The following is a 15,095-nucleotide window of genomic DNA, read 5'->3' as shown; positions in this document are numbered from 1 at the left end:
GTGGCCTTCGCCTGACGCCGCCGCTCGCCTGGCCCATCTCTCGTAAGTGGCGTGGCGGGCGAACGGTTCAGCAAGACGTGCCGCCTCTGATCTCGGTGAGGACCCCTTCGAGCAGCCCCGGCACGTCTCGCCCGCCGAGAACCAGCTGACGGTCCAGTAGCCGGTTGGCCGTCTCGCACGACGTCTCACTCACGAGAGAACAGCCGTGGCACGCCGACAGGTTCAGGCTCGAGGCGCCTTGCCGGTCACTCTCGATGCAGACCGGATCGTTGGAGCAGACGTCGGCGTCGTCGAGCGCGGCCAGCACTAGCGGGACGAGCCGCTCCGGATCTCCCAGCCGGACCAGCCCTCCCAAGGTGCCTTGCGCGTCTCCTGCGGCGGTGTACACCAGGATCCCCGCTGTGGGATCGGAACGGTCGGTGCGCGCATAGATTCGCTCCTGAAGCGATGCCGACGAGTAGCCCGAGGCGTACGCCAGACGCCGAATCAGCAGGTGAGCAATGGTGTGCAACGCCACGTAGCGCGCCTCCGGTACATCGAGTCGATCTCCCCACGGCGTCTCCGTCCGACGTTGTACCAGGATCCCGGCACGCCTGCGGACTTCGACGTGTTGCTCCCAACTCTCGAGGAACTGTTCGTCGAACTGGAGGAAGATCCCCTCCCCGAACATTTCGATCGCCGGAAACGTCGGCTTGCGTCTGCCTTCGATCGAGAGGTCGGCGGGGATCAGGTCCGCGTCGGCGGAGTACCGGCGAAAACCCTTCAGCGCTCGCACTTCCCGAACCCTTCTCACCTGTCCCACCGCGGTCAGCCGTGCCGCCAAGGTCGCCGGCACATGAGGCTGCTCGGCCGTCGACCACGCATCCACGACGAAGTCGCCCTCGCTCAGGTCTCGACCGGGCTCCTTGAGCTTGCTCTGGAAAGCCGCCCACTCACCGTCCTTGAGATCGGCCAGCACGTCGTCGTGCGACTGCTCGTCCACGGAAGCCGCCAGACTCAGGACGTAGTCGACGGACGCTCCGAGCTCGTCCGCAATCCACCCGGCGATCATCTCGGCCTTCGGACCCCCGTTGTCGGCGACCACTCGACTGAAGTCGCTGTGTGCCCGCACCGCGTCAGCGAGCGCCACAGCCATCGGCTTTTCCTCAGGTATGTCGAGCGCAGAGATCCTCTCCGCGATGTAGTTCCCGGTTGCGCCGCGCTGCACGCCGACGAGGTGGTGCTCGCAGATGTTGCCCGGGAGCGGCTCTTGCCAGGGTTGAACTCCCCGACACTTGATGCCGTCGCGGGTCAGCGCTTCCTTCATGACCAGTTCGGACAACGGACGGGATCGCCTGCACCCACCGCACTCCACACGAAGCGACCGCAGGCCTTCCCCGGCTTTCGATGCGCGGACGAAGCGAAGTTCCTTGTACGCCCGGCAGAAACGCACTGCTTCGGTGACGCCGGCGTCGTGTCCACGGTGTGCCCACATGAACCACGGGACGTCCTGGAGGTGGCTACCTTTCTCGCAGACTGCCACGTACCGCATGGGGATGAGCATTCCCCCGCACTCACACTTGTTGGTCCACTTCCCCCTGTCCTTGCCGGAGCGCTGGGACAGCGCGGAACAACGCTCGCAGAACCGCCAGGTGGGAAAGCGCCAATAGAGGAGGCCCGCGGTGTCCTTGCCGGCGCGACCTGAGTGAGTCGGCGCTTCGCGTAACACGCACGGACCGAGCCGCTCGACCAGCCTCTCGCAGTGAACCTCCGGCGCAAACCTTTTGTCCCACCAGGAGGTGTCGGGGGCGATCAGCGACTCGCCACGGATGTCCACCACGGCACCCACGCCGAAGGGTGTGACGGTCTCCGAGAGTCGCAAGTCATGTCTGATCCGCTGCACGGGACCCCTCCTCGAATGGTTCGCGGACATCCACGGCCACGTTCGGCTCGACCGAACGCATGGAGTCGGCAACGAGCCAACCAACGCCCGGTTGCCCGAACCTCTTCAACAACGCGTCGTCCTCAGTTCGTGTTCTGTCGTAAAGCAGGCCCTGCCCTGAGGTTCGGGCGTCCTGGGCCCGGCGGTCCCACTGGCTCAGCAGGGCGTTGACCCGTTCCCGAGTGTCCGACGCCTCGGCCGGGTCGGCCTTTGCCACCAGGTCGAGGAACCCCTCCACCAGGCCCTGGATGGATGCGAACTGCGCCGGCGAGTCGAGATCCAGATCCTTGGCACGGTCGTTCGCGGCCAAACCGGGCCCCAGATGACGCACCAGCGCGACCAGAGCGCCCGCGAGAGACCGGTCTCGTGACGCGAGCGACCATGGAGTCACGCTGGTCGGCTCCACACTTCGGTACAGCGCCTCATGGTAGGAGCGGAACGTCTCGAAGTGGGAGCGATCGCGCGCTCGATTGGAGCGGAACAGGGTGACAACGACACCTCGAACTGCGCCTCGTCCGACCCGGCTCGTCGCCTGGATGTATTCCGATGTCGTCTTGGGCTGTCCCACCATCAGCATCAGCGCCAGCCGCGGGATGTCGATCCCGACCGAGAGCATGTTCGACGAAAGGACGACGTCGACGGCTTGATCCGACTCGTCCGCGCTTCGGCGAAGTTCGCGCAGGTCGTTCGGTAATTCCTCCGGCCCGCGCCTGCTCGTGAGCTCGAGCACACGTCCCGCGCGTACGGTACGGAGCTCCAAACCCGAACGTTCGGCTCGAGGCTCGAGGCGCCCGTTGACGTCGTCGACGACGAGCGTGCCCGTCCTCCCGAGTTCGCGCAGGCTGTTGTGGTACATGACTGCTGTCCAGTACGCATCGAGACCTGCGCTTGGGCCCAGACGGCCCGCGAGGACCTGCGGTATCTCGATCAGGGGCGCTGACGCGGACACCGTTGCTGACATCTGGGACAGGGCTTGAGGCATCAGCCCCAGATAGAGGCGTCCTTCACCACTGGGGACAGGACGGGAGAAGAACGTCTCGTCGTCGTCCAGACCCGAGGGCGGATAGAGGGCGACCGGCCTGCCGTACAGCCCCTTGACCTGCTCGTCCGACGCCCGGATGGTCGCGGTGGAGGCGACGATCTTGGGTGCCGAGCCTCCCGCGGACAGCAGCATCTGTACGACGGCGTCGAAAGCCGCGACCGTCGTCCCGAGAGGCCCCGAGAGCAGATGGAGCTCGTCCTGAATGATCATCGACGGCTGCCTGAACGGCGTGTTGAGACCGAGCAGGCGACCCGCATCCGGCCGGAATTGCAGACGCGCGAACTTGTCGACGGTCGCGAGGAGGATTGTGGGCGGGCTTTCGTACAACATCTCGTCCACGACGCGGACAGGAATCTCATCGAAGAACTCGCACGACGGATTCACGCAGTGAATGACGATGTCGTGTCCGACCATACGGATGCCGTACTCGTCCGTGCTCGACGAGCGGATGCCTGGCAGGAGCGACGTAGCGCACCACGGGCAGCTCTCGACTTGGAACTGGTTCGCCTCGTCAGGACGAGCCGCCCTGTGCAGTCGTTCCAGGGCCACCTTGGCATCGCGTCGTGTGCCCGGGGTCACCTCGTTGCCGACCCACAGGCCGATCGAGAAAGGTGCCATGCCTTCGGCCCGTGAGTCCGCGATCCGGTCTGCACGCCGTAGCAACTCCATTGCGCAGACGAGGGAGGCGGCACGCTGGAACTGCTGGGACGTGAGAAGGCGGAGCGTGTACCGCGTGAGCACCGCGGTTCCCCCACCGGCCGGCCCGTCGTGCAGTCGTCTCCGGAAGATCTCGATCGCTGCGAGGCCCAGATACGCCTCGGTCTTGCCGCCTCCCGTCGGGAACCAGATGAGGTCGACAAGCCCTCGATCATCATGCGTTTCGTCAACGGTCGATGAGAGCGCGACCAGAAGGAAACCGAGCTGGAAGGGACGCCAGCGCGGCTCGGGGTCCGAGCCGTCACGGTTGATCGATGCCTGGCGCATCTGCAAGCGCATCGCGGACATCGCGAGCGAGAACGCGAGCCGGAGCTCGCTGTTCCGCTCGTCGGCGAGTAGTTCCACCGAGCGCGTCATACGTGACAGGGCGACGTCGGAGCGCTCGACAATCCGCGCCGCCACGGCAGCGTCCGACCCGAATTCGGCGATCCGCTCCTTCTGCTCACCGACCCACGTGCCGAACGCCTTAACGAACGCGTTGAGCGATGTGAGCACCGGGTGGGTATTCGAGTCGAGTGAAGCAAGATGTTCCAGGCGCAGCGCATCAGCTTCCATCGTCGAGTGGGGGAACCCTTTGGTCTCCACGTCCGGAACGACGAAGTAGGGGACCGACTCAAGGCGCACCTGTGTGCAGGCACCACCGACAACCGTCCAGTCGGCAGCCATCCCGTGGCCGACGGCATACACCTTCTTGTTCCTGAACCGCAGGCGTAGTTCTGCGGATTCGTCGTCGACAGCGAACTGACGACGGGTGTCGTACTCACGGATGGTCCCAGCCGAGTCAGGAGACACTGCGAGGGACACCTGATAGAGCATGTTCGTCGCGTCAAGGCGGTCGTCGCCGCTGGAAGCACGCAGCACGCGCAGGTGAACGGTCACAAGATAGGCGTCACCCAGGGTGCGCCAGCGGGAACCGATCTCGATCGGCACCTCGCCCACGGTGTGTTCCTGGATCCGCTGATCCTGACTCAGTCGAAGCGCACTGATGGCGAACGGTACGCGACGCCAGCTCGGCGGGCCGTCACCCTCGACAGCGGTGTACGTCGCGCCGGCGACGTCAGAGAAGACTGCCTCGGCGTCGGTGATGAAGGAGATCGCAACGGACGACGGTCGCCAGTCCTCGGCGATGGGAACGACTGCTCCGTTCTCCTCGACGTCACCGTCGAACCCCGTCATCCCGTCGACGTCCGCCTCACCACCCTCGGGATCGGCTCGGCCGTCGTCGAGACCGGGCGCAGCGTCCCGCGGGAACAGCATCCCCACTGCGTACTGCCTGTTCGGCGGGTTGTGAATCACCTCCGTCTCGCCGCTCTCCGGTCCGATGTAGGCGGATTGCAGGTGCTGGAGAACCAGCTTCTGGGCGGGTGTGAGCGTCATCCTTCAGCCGTTCGTCGTCGGACGACGCGCTGCAGCCGGCGCCTGTCGTCCCGGGAGAGCACGATGTGCAGGGACACGCGTGCGCGCGTCACCGCTACGTAGAAGGCCGCCAGCCCTGAAGAGTCGAGCTCGTCGGGTAGGCCACAGACGACGACGTGCTCGGCTTCAAGCCCCTTCGCGAAGCGAGGGCTGATGACGACGACGTCGTTGACCGTGGTTCTCGGGGCAACGGATCGAGGATCGATCACCCAGACGTCAGCTCCCCGCGCCCCCTCCGCGACAAGATCCGCCGCGACCTTCAGACCGTCATTCAGGTCGACGGCGCTCTCGGTCGTGTGCCATTGCACGCGCTCGCCACTGACGACCCCGGGATCACCGACGTCGGCGCCCAGATACTCCTGGACGACGTGCACGATCGCCCGCGTGTTCCTCACGTTCAGGGACAGGTCGACGGTGATCGCCTCCTGCGCGACGAGTTCCGCCACGTCACTGTCGAACCGGCCGTCGACGTGCGCCTGGTTGTTCGGGTCCAGGAACATCCGCCAGCGGCCGGCCGCTCTGCCCCGCGCGATGACGGTGTCGAGTCTGTCCATGGCGTCGGCCGACATCATGTCCTGAGCCTCGTCGACGAGGACGACGTCATACGCCTGTGACGCGTCCAAGTCGTCGAAAGGGACCACGTCCACGGCGTGGTTGTCGAGGTGTGGAGTGAAGTACTGTGACAGAGAGGGTGAGCGGAAGGTGACCAGGACCGACCGTCCGCGCTCCGCCTCCTGCTTGGCCGCCTCGACGAGTACCAACGACTTTCCGGTCCCGGCCCCACCGACGACGAGCACCCGCTCGTTGCGAGCGAGCGCGGCCAGCACACGTGCCTGACCGGCCGTTGCCCGGTTCTGTTCCTCAATCACCGCGCCCCGTTGTGCGTCGATGACCGGCATCCGGGTGAACTCCCCGAAGAGGCGGGTACGCAGGTCGCGGAGGCCCGCGATCTTCTCCGAAGCCGGTGCTGGGCGCGCATCGGAGACCACTGCGTCCAGGCACGCTGGGAGTGCGCCAGCCGTCATCGCATCACGCGCCAGCCAATGTGACGGCTTCCAGTCGACGGCGCCGGGTGGCGCGTCGATGTCAGGGGTAACGACCACCGCCTCGTGCCAGTACCAGCCGACCCCCTGCTGTCTGAGAATGTCTCTCAGCGCGAACGCTGCAGATCGTGCCTGCTCCATCGGCGAGGACTGCAGCTTGTGCCAGTCCGACCGGCGGTCGATGGTGTACCAAATTCCGTCGTGCTTGCGCACGCCGCCACCCTTGACCTCGACGACGATCACCTTGCCGCGCCAGAGAATGACGAAATCGGCCTCGGCCTGTTGCTTGTACCCGTGCGAGCGGAGTCCGACCGAGTAGAAGGCGACGGCATCGGGATCGCCTTCCACGTCTCGGAGCAGCCTCGCTACCCGTCGCTCGGCCCCGCTGCGCGCTGTCGCCTCGATGTCCGCCAGGGACGGGACAAGCATCATTCGCCCTGCTCCGTCCATAGCTCCTCGTACTCACGGTAGCCCAGCGAGCCGTTCAGAGCGCCCCAGTTGTCGGCCATGTCAACGATGAGGCACTCATCCTTTCCTCCGTTCTCGCTGCCACGTAGTCCGCGGCCTGCCATCTGAATGTAGGCGCCGGGGCTGAATGTCGGACGAGCGATGTAAAGAGCCCTGACACCCGGGGCATCGAATCCTTGAACGAGGAGGTCGCAATTGGCGAGAACCTGAACCTTGCCTTCCTGGAATTCGTGTATCACCTTGCGACGCTGCTGCCGGCCCGTTTGTCCGCTCACCGATTCCGCTGCGACCTTCCGGTACCGCAGTGACGCGGCGAGCACCTGCGCTGAAAGCACACTCGGTGTGAAGACCAGGATGGGCCAGTCGGGGTGCTTCTCGAGGGTCTGCAGAATGTGGCCGATGAGGACACGCATGCGCTGCTCGTTCCGTCCGATGCGCTCGTACACGTTGCGGTCGATCAGCTTGTTCGACTGCAGCGCTGTGCGCTCCCGCCCCGTGAGGTCGATCTCGACTCCCGAGGGCAGCACCTCGTGCTTCACCCTCGCGAGCACCCCGAGCTCGACCAGTTGCTTGTAGGGATCTTCGCCCGGCAGTGCCAGCCGGTTCTTGCCGAATCGCCTCGCCAACTCCTCCGTTCCGCTGTGCTCCCCCGCCCGACCCTTGAAGGGAGTCGCCGACAGGCCCACGAGCGGGCGTTCCCAACTACGGCCGTCGACACCCAGCCAGCGCAAGATGGACGTGTATTGGGCTGAGCCGCCCGCTCGGTGCGCCTCATCGATGAACACGGCTTGAGGAGTGCTGAGCCAGCCGTACTCGGGTCGATCCTTTATCGAACGGATCTTCGCGTCGGTCGCGACGACGACTGCAAGTTCGGTGTCGGGCTCGTGCACGGTGTTGGTGTCCCACAGACGACCGATGGTCAGCGGACGTTCGTCGCCGAGATACCGCCAAACTGTCTGGAAGGTCTGCACGGCCTGCTCGCACAGCTCAGCCGACTGCGCGATCCAGAGGACAACGCCGGAGAGGACCTCGTCCATGAACAGCCTCAGAACGGTCTCGGTCGCGACTCGCGTCTTGCCCGCGCCCGTCGGGAGCTCAACCATGCCCTTCTGCGCAGGACCGTTGGCCGACGGCTGCGTGAGAACCGTCCGCAGGTCTTCGCTGATTCTCTTCTGGTAGCTGTGCAGCTTGTTGAGCCGAACCGCCCCCGCGACGACGAATTCCTCCGGGCGAGGCTGATTGCGCTGGCCGGCATACTCGGTGCCGAAGCCCATTTTTCGAACCCAGGAGATGGCCGCGGGAAGGCCCGCCCACCGCTCCGGCACGTCTGTGAACCCGGCCTCACGAAAGAGGCTCTCGAGCATGCGCAATGAGTCGGAGCCGTAGACAACCAAGAACAACTCAGCCACCGAGGTGTGGTGGTCAACCAACCCCTGGCCTTCGAGCGCGCTCCAAAGGCCGGTAGGCAGCGCCTCCTTGAGATCGTCCGGACCGATGTAGAGGTCCAAACGGTCCGCATCGCTTTCGATGGACTGTGCTTGCTGACGAAGCAACTCGAGCTTGTGATCAAGGCCCGCCCTGAGCACCGACGACAGACGTGCGTTGTCCAACCCGAGGCCGAACGCTTCGTTGACGAACTCCAATGCACGGCGCTCATCGGCGTCACTTCCGACGATTAGGTCCTGGCCGTCTAGATGCCAATCGAGCGGCTGGTCCTCGACACCATCCTCCGTCACAACGCGCTTCGCTATGAGCAGCGCCCGCGTGATCTTCGCCGAACCGAGCGCAGCACCGTAGAACGTCCGAAGGCCCGTGTAGACATCGAGAATCCGCTGGGACTCTTGTTGCCCCTCAACAACCATGGCGAACGAGAAGCTGTCGGCGAAGCGACGGCAGCCGACGATCTCGACCAGTTCCTCCACCTGGGACGGTTCCACTCTGAGATACGGGCGCTGACGATTGCGGAGTAACTCCTCCTCGTCCTCCGTCGACGCCAGGAACACGGCCGACGGAGGATGCGCCTCAACCGCTCGTTTGACTCTTGCAGGAATAGTCGCCGGCTTTTCGCCGTCGAACCCGACTCTGGTCGCCGTGAGAACGAACTCCGCCAACACGGCGTTTTCCACCGACGGGAAAATGTCCGCCTCGAGCATCTCGCGAAGCACGCATCGTGGCACGGCGTCGAGCTCGTCCGGCAGGTCAAGTGCGTGTTGGACCTGAAGCGGCCCCTTGTACAAGGGAAGCAGCGACCCGAACTTGAGCAGCGACGACGCAACTACCGCGTCAGGCGCTCGATACCCGCGCGAGGTCGGCAGCAGTCCTGCGTTCGCCACGGCCCACCGGGTGGGCGACTGAACGTCGAATTGCCGTCCGGTGTCGAGATCGTCTACGGCCCAGTCGCTGTCGGGCAGAGACAGCAGCGCCGTCGTCCATGACGCACGCAACTCCTTCGATGCATCTGCGTCGCGCAACATCATCAGGGCAGAGAACGGCCCAGGACCTGCTCCTGGGTTGAACTCGAAACGTTCCGTCGGACGTTCCCCGGACCCCCGTCGGCCATTCAGGTCTCCTAAGACGGCGTGCACGTAGTCTGTGTAGTGCCACTCGTCCTCGACCGAGAAGTCCTTCACCGGACTTCGGACGACCCCCAGCCGGTGTGCGACATCCGGCAGGCAACGGCTGCGGTCGAGAAGCCGCCCAAAGAATTCGGGTAGCGATACATCCAGATCGACGACTTGCTGGGGCCACGCCCAGGCACCGTCACGCGTGGGTACTTTGATCGACGCCGTCGACTTCGTCATGGTCTTGACTGCAACGGGAATGCTGACAGAGAGCACTGCGTCCCAAAGCGTCTCGAGGTCCTCATCGGTCGGATCCACCGGCAACATGGCCAAGCGTGCGTTGAGGATTGCCTCAGGATCAAGGTCCCGGAAGCCACGGTCGCGAAGTAAGGCTTCGACCCGGTCCTCTGCCAGAAAGTCGGGGTTCACGAAGACGGCGCCGTCGACGACCAGGCCCTCTTCCTGGTGGAGAAAGACCACACTGCGATCGTCGAGTGACCTCATGCCGTCCGAAGTCGGGATCACCTTGGCCGAGGAGATGTCCTCAAGAGAGGCATTGTTCACCACGGTCCTGAAGGCATTGGCAGCCGACTGCGGATCGTCTCCGTCCGCCCACTCGCGCAGCCAGGTCAACAAGCCGCGTTTGGGCATCCGCTCGAGCGCTGCCCGGACGTCGCGAGCGCTGGGGTCGAGCTCGATCTCCTGCGCTGCGACGAAGAGGTCTCTAAGACGCGTGGCCCGCTGCGGGGTCTTGTAGCAGTGCCAATGTGGCACGTCATTAGTCGTATTCGGCGATCTGATCCATGCTTGGTGCACCGTAGCGTCCAAGCGGATCGACGTATCGAGTGGACGCAGCTCAGAGCCGTTCCGCAGATCGCCCGCTGCGTCAGGGATGTACTGGCCTGTGCCAGCAGATCGCAGGATGTGGGCGCGCAGGATATCGCTCGCGAAGCCACGACTTTCCTGGTCCCTCTCTCGGGCCGGCAGGTAATCCAGATGGGCCGCCGGCTCGTCGTCCGAACGCACTCGCGTGAGCAGCGAAACAAAGAGGTCCGCAAGCGTACGGATGATTTCCTGGTTATAGCGATTGTCCAGCAGGTTGGTCCGGTCGTCGTTCACGCTCCAGGGTGCGTTGAGCAGTGCTCCCACCGAGCTCTTGTCCTGAAGCGGGAAGTACGACCAGAACTCTCCAGAGGTTATTCGGCTCCGTTGCACAGGAACCGCCACCGTGACCTTGATCTTGTCGCGCGAGACTGCTTCCCCGACCTCGTGGCGCGCTTCCGGCGACGGTGCGTGCATCCGGCTGGCCACGAGCCACTCGTCGTCCTGACCATCTGGTCGCGCAATCGCGAAGCGGCCGTCGCCCAGGTCTCGCGAGACGTGGCTCGTCTCGTAAGGTTCTGACCCCAGAATCCGCATCCTCACCTCGCGAACAGCACCCACGAACAAGAGGAACTCAGACTTGAACGACGTGATCTCGTGTCTCAGTCGCTCCAGGTTGGTCGCATCGGGAAGTTTGACGATCGTCGTCGCCCAATGAGCAAGGCCAGCGAGAACCCGATCCTTCTCGAACTCTTCCGCCGCCCCCAGGGCTGTCGCGGTTCGAAGGATGGGGTACCTGGGAACGCTTTTCACGCTCCTAAGCTCTTCATTCGCCTGGTCCGCGTTGAATCGGAAGGACACTGAGCGACTGAAAACGTGGGGGGACTCGGACACCGCCAGGACCGACTTGAAGCCTAGACCGAATCGGCCGATCTCGTCGCCCCGCTTGCCGCTGAGGTACGCCATGGTCACCGCTTGCAGGCCGCTGGCAGAGAAGGGCCTGCCAGCGTTCGCACAGTAGAGAACGCGTCGATCAGGGTCGAGCACTATCTCGACCCTGCCTGGGCGCTCACCCCCGTCGTCAGCCACACCGGCCAGGGCATCGGCAGCGTTCTGGATGAGCTCCAATAGCGTCCGATTGGCGTAGCCGCCCGTGCGAATCGACTCCTCGTGGTTCGCATGTTCGGTGATCAATGCGGGCTGGGCCCGATAGGACTCAATTGTTCGCCTGAACTGGTCTTCCAACTCCCGGGTGAGCGAGGAGTCGGGCTCCCAGTGGCCAGGGTTGGATGTCACTTCGCATTCTCCTTAAGTTCAGGACCAGCCCAAGACTGCACCATGGTGTGGCACGAATCTCAACAGCGTTGAAGCTCCGGAGAAACCTGCGTCGCTAGGCGGCTCTAGCCGGGCACCTGGATGCTATAGGTGACAACCCCGTCATGGGTCTCAACACGGCGCATTCTTCGCCGCGATACGAGTGTCACTTACGTATGAATCCCCTTGGGGCCGCAGCGGCCAACACCAGGTGCACTCTTCGGCGGCTGCCGCGGTAGACAATTCTTCCGCGTCAGAAGGTCGAACTGATCAGAGGGTGATGACCTCGGCTCCGCCTCAGTTCGGTCGCCCGTCGCCAAAGCTCAGGCGCGGCACGGAGACCGACGAACTCAAAGCGGTGCCGCCCGAGTCGCAACAGACAACTGCTCGGCTCCTATGGCCGTTGCACGAAACATCTGCTGTCGGGCCAGAGTCGTGGCACCGTCAGTGAAGAACGTGCCAGGTCACCAAAGTCGTGTTCCCACCATGCTGTCCCGTGACACCAGGTCCTTCGACGCCGCGTGACCGACCGCCCCGCGGTAGTGAGGAGCCTGCGTGTCCTCGAGAACGCGCGATGCGTAGAGGAAGAGCAGGTGGTACTGGCGCCGTCGTCGGCGGTCCAGGAGCCCCAGACCCACGGCCCAGGCACACGGCGCCTCAGCCCGGACACACAGGCCGGTCCGCCCCGCACCTCTGAAGTTCCGTCGGCCAGCGCCTTTGCCAGTGCGATATCGCGACCTTGACCTATCCGGCCACGACGCACGCATACAGCGACGGGCACTCGAGCTCGCGCAGTTCGTCGGACGGGCCACCCGACACCTGGTAGAGGCCCGTCTCGTGGGCGAGGTGACCCCGGTTACCGACACGGCCTCGACCGCAGTGGTGTCGCTTGCGAAGACTAGCCGTGAGTCTAGCGACGTGGTTGGCGCGTACTGTGTCCGTCAAGGAGCAGGCGCGAGGACTAGGCGGTCGCCGTCCCAGGTGACGGCGTACGGGTCGGTGATCTCGCCGATGAAGGCGCCGTCACGGTCGTGCACGAACGCGAGCAGCTTCGTGTCGCCCGTGTCGCGCTCGGTGACGAACTTGCCCACGTAGAGCGACGGGTCGTCGATCACCTGGGCGCCGGCGATGTCGTAGGGCCCGAGCGGCGACTTCGCGTCCGCGATCCACACCCCACCTGTCACCCCCTTGGCCCGAGCAGCCTCCGGCATGTCCCCGACGAGGCAGTTGAAGAGCAGCACCTGACGCCCCTCGACGACGAACGGCTGGAGCACCTCGAGCTGCCCGAAGCCCTGGCCCGGTGACGACAGCGGCTCGCGCAGCTCCCACGTCTCCAGGTCGGCAGACCACGCGTGCCCGACGACGCCACGGTCGACGACGTCGCCGTGGTTGGCGCGCGCCGTGATGAGCATGTGCCAGCCGTCCCCGTCCGGGTCCTCCAGCACCCACGGGTCGCGGAACGCCTCGTCGTGCCAGTTCCCGTCGGCGAACGTCTCGTACCACCGCGGGTCGGCTGACAGCACCGGCCCCGGCGCCTTGTCCCACACGTAGAGGTCAGAGGACACGGCATACCCGATGGACTGCACGTTCGCGCCCGCGTCGTTGAGCGAGGCCCCCGTGTAGAACATGAACCACCGCCCGTCCGGGTGCCGCACGACCGACCCGGTCCACGTCGCGCAGTCGTCGAAGGCCGGCGCGTCCGAGCGCACGAGCGCGTCGACGACCCGTTCCCACTTGACCAGGTCACGCGAGACCGCGTGCCCGACCGAGGCCCGGTAGTGACGGGCATGGGGGTCGCGCAGCGCGCGCGACGCGTAGAGGAAGAACAGGTGGTACTGCTCGCCGTCGTCGACGGTCCAGAAGTCCCACACCCACGCCTCGGGGAGCTTGAACACGGGTCAGCCTTTCACGCCGGAGGAGGCGATGGAGTTGATGAACGATCGCTGGAAGGCGACGAACAGGATGAGCACGGGCGCGGTGATCATCGACGCGTACGCCATGATCTGCCCCCACGAGGTGTTGAGCTGCTTGAAGTAGTCGATGCCGACCATGACCGGCCGCAGCTCCTCGGTCTGCACCGCCATGAGCGGCCAGAGGTACTGGTTCCACATCGGCAGGAAGGTCAGGATCGCGACCGTCGCGACCGCCGGCCCCGAGAGCGGCATGACGATGTTGCGGTAGATCCGCCACCAGCCCGCGCCGTCGACCTTCGCCGCCTCGTCGAGCTCCTTCGGGATGGAGTCGAAGTACTGGTAGAAGAGGAAGATCGAGAAGGCGTTCGCGATGAACGGCACGATCTGCACCTGGTAGGTGTCGAGCCAGCCCTCGGTGAAGCCGTCCGGCCCGAGGAACGGCAGCTTGTTGGACCACCACAGCAGCGGCAGTGCGAGCGTCTCGAACGGCACGATGAGCGTCGCGAGGATGATGCCGAGCACCGCCCCTGCACCCCGGAACCCGATGCGCGACAGGGCAAACGCCGCCATCGAGTTGACGACGATCCCCAGCACCACGGTGACCACGGTGATGATGACCGAGTTGGTCATGAACTGCGCGAAGGGAACTCGCCCGAAGACGCCCGTGTAGTTGTCGGTCGAGATGTCACCGACGGGCAGGAACGCCTTCCAGCTGCCGAGGTCGCCGAAGATCTGCAGGTCGGGCTTGAAGCTGCTGACGAACATGAACAGCAGCGGCAGCCCGAAGACGAGGCACAGCACGATGCGGGCGAGCACGCCGAGAGGCTTGCGTATGCCGTGTCGCCCGGACTCGCCGCGGCGCGGTGCCGCCGTGGTCGGGTCGGCGACGTGGGCGAGGTGGTCGGAGCCGACGCCGGGTCCGACGGGTGCGGTCGCGGTGCTCATCGGGCGTCCTTGTCTCGGGTGACGTAGCGGTTGACGAGGGTGACGGCGAGCACGAGCACGAAGAAGACGAGGCTGATCGCCGAGGCGTAGCCGGTCTGCTGCTGCTGGAAGCCCGTGCGCACCGCCATGAGCACGACCGTCGACGTCGAGTCGAGCGGACCGCCCTGGGTCATGATGTTGACCTGGGTGAAGAGGGCGAACGCCGAGATCGTGATGGTGATGAGGATGAACGTCCGCGTCGCCCGCAGCCCCGGCCACGTGACGTAGCGGAACTTCTCCCAGTTGCCGGCGCCGTCGAGCTCGGCCGCCTCGTAGAGCTCGCCCGGGATCGTCTGCAGCCCCGAGAGCCAGATGACCATGTGGAAGCCCATCGCCTGCCACGCCGACATGAGGATAATCGCGAGCAGCGCCGTGTGCGGGTCGCCGAGCCAGTCCGGCCCGTCGATGCCGAACTTCAGCAGCACCTGGTTGATGAGCCCGTTCTTCTGGTACATGAACAGCCACAGCATCGACACGACGACCATCGAGGTGACGACCGGCAGGAAGTAGACGGTGCGGAAGAAGTTCGTCCCGCGCATCTTGACGTTGACGAGCAGGGCCAGGCCGAGCGCGCACGCCGACTGCACCGGCACGATGACCGCCGCGAAGATGATCGTGTTGCGCAGCGACGCCCAGAACGTGTCGTCCGCGAAGAGGCGCACGAAGTTGTCGACGCCGATGAACTCCGCCGGCCGCGGGCTGATGAGGCGCGCGTTGGTGAACGCGAGCCCGAACGTCAGCCCGATCGGGATGAGCAGGAACGTGATGAGCAGGATCCCCGCCGGCAGGAGCATGAGCAGCGCCGTCGTGGTCGACGAGCGGGAGCCCTTGACGGGCTCCCGCTTGCGCCCGGTGACCGCCGAGGCGTTCTCGGCCGCAGTGATGGTCGTCATG

General features: G+C 65.1%; 7 protein-coding genes. All 7 read right to left on the bottom strand.

The window, feature by feature from the left end; all coding sequences use genetic code 11:
- Window positions 1–67: 67 nt before the first annotated feature.
- Window positions 68–1,882 carry an MrfA Zn-binding domain-containing protein gene (drmB, locus tag IEY30_RS05870; protein ID WP_030198238.1) on the bottom strand — a complete coding sequence of 605 codons (1,815 nt, stop codon included), beginning with the start codon at window positions 1,880–1,882 and terminating at the stop codon, window positions 68–70.
- Entirely contained in the window at window positions 1,863–5,057 is a 3,195-nt protein-coding gene (locus tag IEY30_RS05865; RefSeq protein WP_030198234.1) for a helicase-related protein, read from the bottom strand. The genes drmB and IEY30_RS05865 overlap by 20 nt, the downstream gene beginning before the upstream one ends.
- The gene (locus tag IEY30_RS05860) at window positions 5,054–6,568 is read right to left on the bottom strand and encodes a nuclease-related domain-containing DEAD/DEAH box helicase (RefSeq protein WP_268240966.1); all 1,515 of its coding nucleotides are present in this window, start codon (window positions 6,566–6,568) and stop codon (window positions 5,054–5,056) included. The genes IEY30_RS05865 and IEY30_RS05860 overlap by 4 nt, the downstream gene beginning before the upstream one ends.
- Window positions 6,568–11,286, bottom strand: coding sequence for a DEAD/DEAH box helicase (locus IEY30_RS05855; protein WP_030198227.1), 4,719 nt, complete (start codon window positions 11,284–11,286; stop codon window positions 6,568–6,570). The genes IEY30_RS05860 and IEY30_RS05855 overlap by 1 nt, the downstream gene beginning before the upstream one ends.
- 959 nt (window positions 11,287–12,245) lie before the next feature.
- Entirely contained in the window at window positions 12,246–13,199 is a 954-nt protein-coding gene (locus IEY30_RS05850; protein WP_030198224.1) for a glycoside hydrolase family 68 protein, read from the bottom strand.
- A 3-nt stretch (window positions 13,200–13,202) separates the two neighbouring features.
- A complete protein-coding gene (locus IEY30_RS05845; RefSeq protein WP_043416714.1) occupies window positions 13,203–14,162 on the bottom strand; it encodes a carbohydrate ABC transporter permease in 960 nt (319 codons plus the stop codon).
- On the bottom strand, window positions 14,159–15,094 hold the full coding sequence (locus tag IEY30_RS05840) for a carbohydrate ABC transporter permease (RefSeq protein ID WP_030198218.1): 936 nt from the start codon (window positions 15,092–15,094) through the stop codon (window positions 14,159–14,161). The genes IEY30_RS05845 and IEY30_RS05840 overlap by 4 nt, the downstream gene beginning before the upstream one ends.
- Window position 15,095 lies beyond the last annotated feature (1 nt).

The organism is Terrabacter tumescens (assembly GCF_014646815.1).
In the GTDB taxonomy this organism is placed as follows: Bacteria; Actinomycetota; Actinomycetes; order Actinomycetales; family Dermatophilaceae; genus Terrabacter; species Terrabacter tumescens.
Note: the sequence above shows the minus strand (reverse complement) of the source record. Positions and strands in the feature narration are given on the sequence as shown.

Coding starts and splice junctions, on each gene's coding strand:
- IEY30_RS05840 (WP_030198218.1), bottom strand. CDS start 15,094: ATGACGACCATCACTGCGGCCGAGAACGCCTCGGCGGTCACCGGGCGC.
- IEY30_RS05865 (WP_030198234.1), bottom strand. CDS start 5,057: ATGACGCTCACACCCGCCCAGAAGCTGGTTCTCCAGCACCTGCAATCC.
- IEY30_RS05860 (WP_268240966.1), bottom strand. CDS start 6,568: ATGCTTGTCCCGTCCCTGGCGGACATCGAGGCGACAGCGCGCAGCGGG.
- IEY30_RS05845 (WP_043416714.1), bottom strand. CDS start 14,162: ATGAGCACCGCGACCGCACCCGTCGGACCCGGCGTCGGCTCCGACCAC.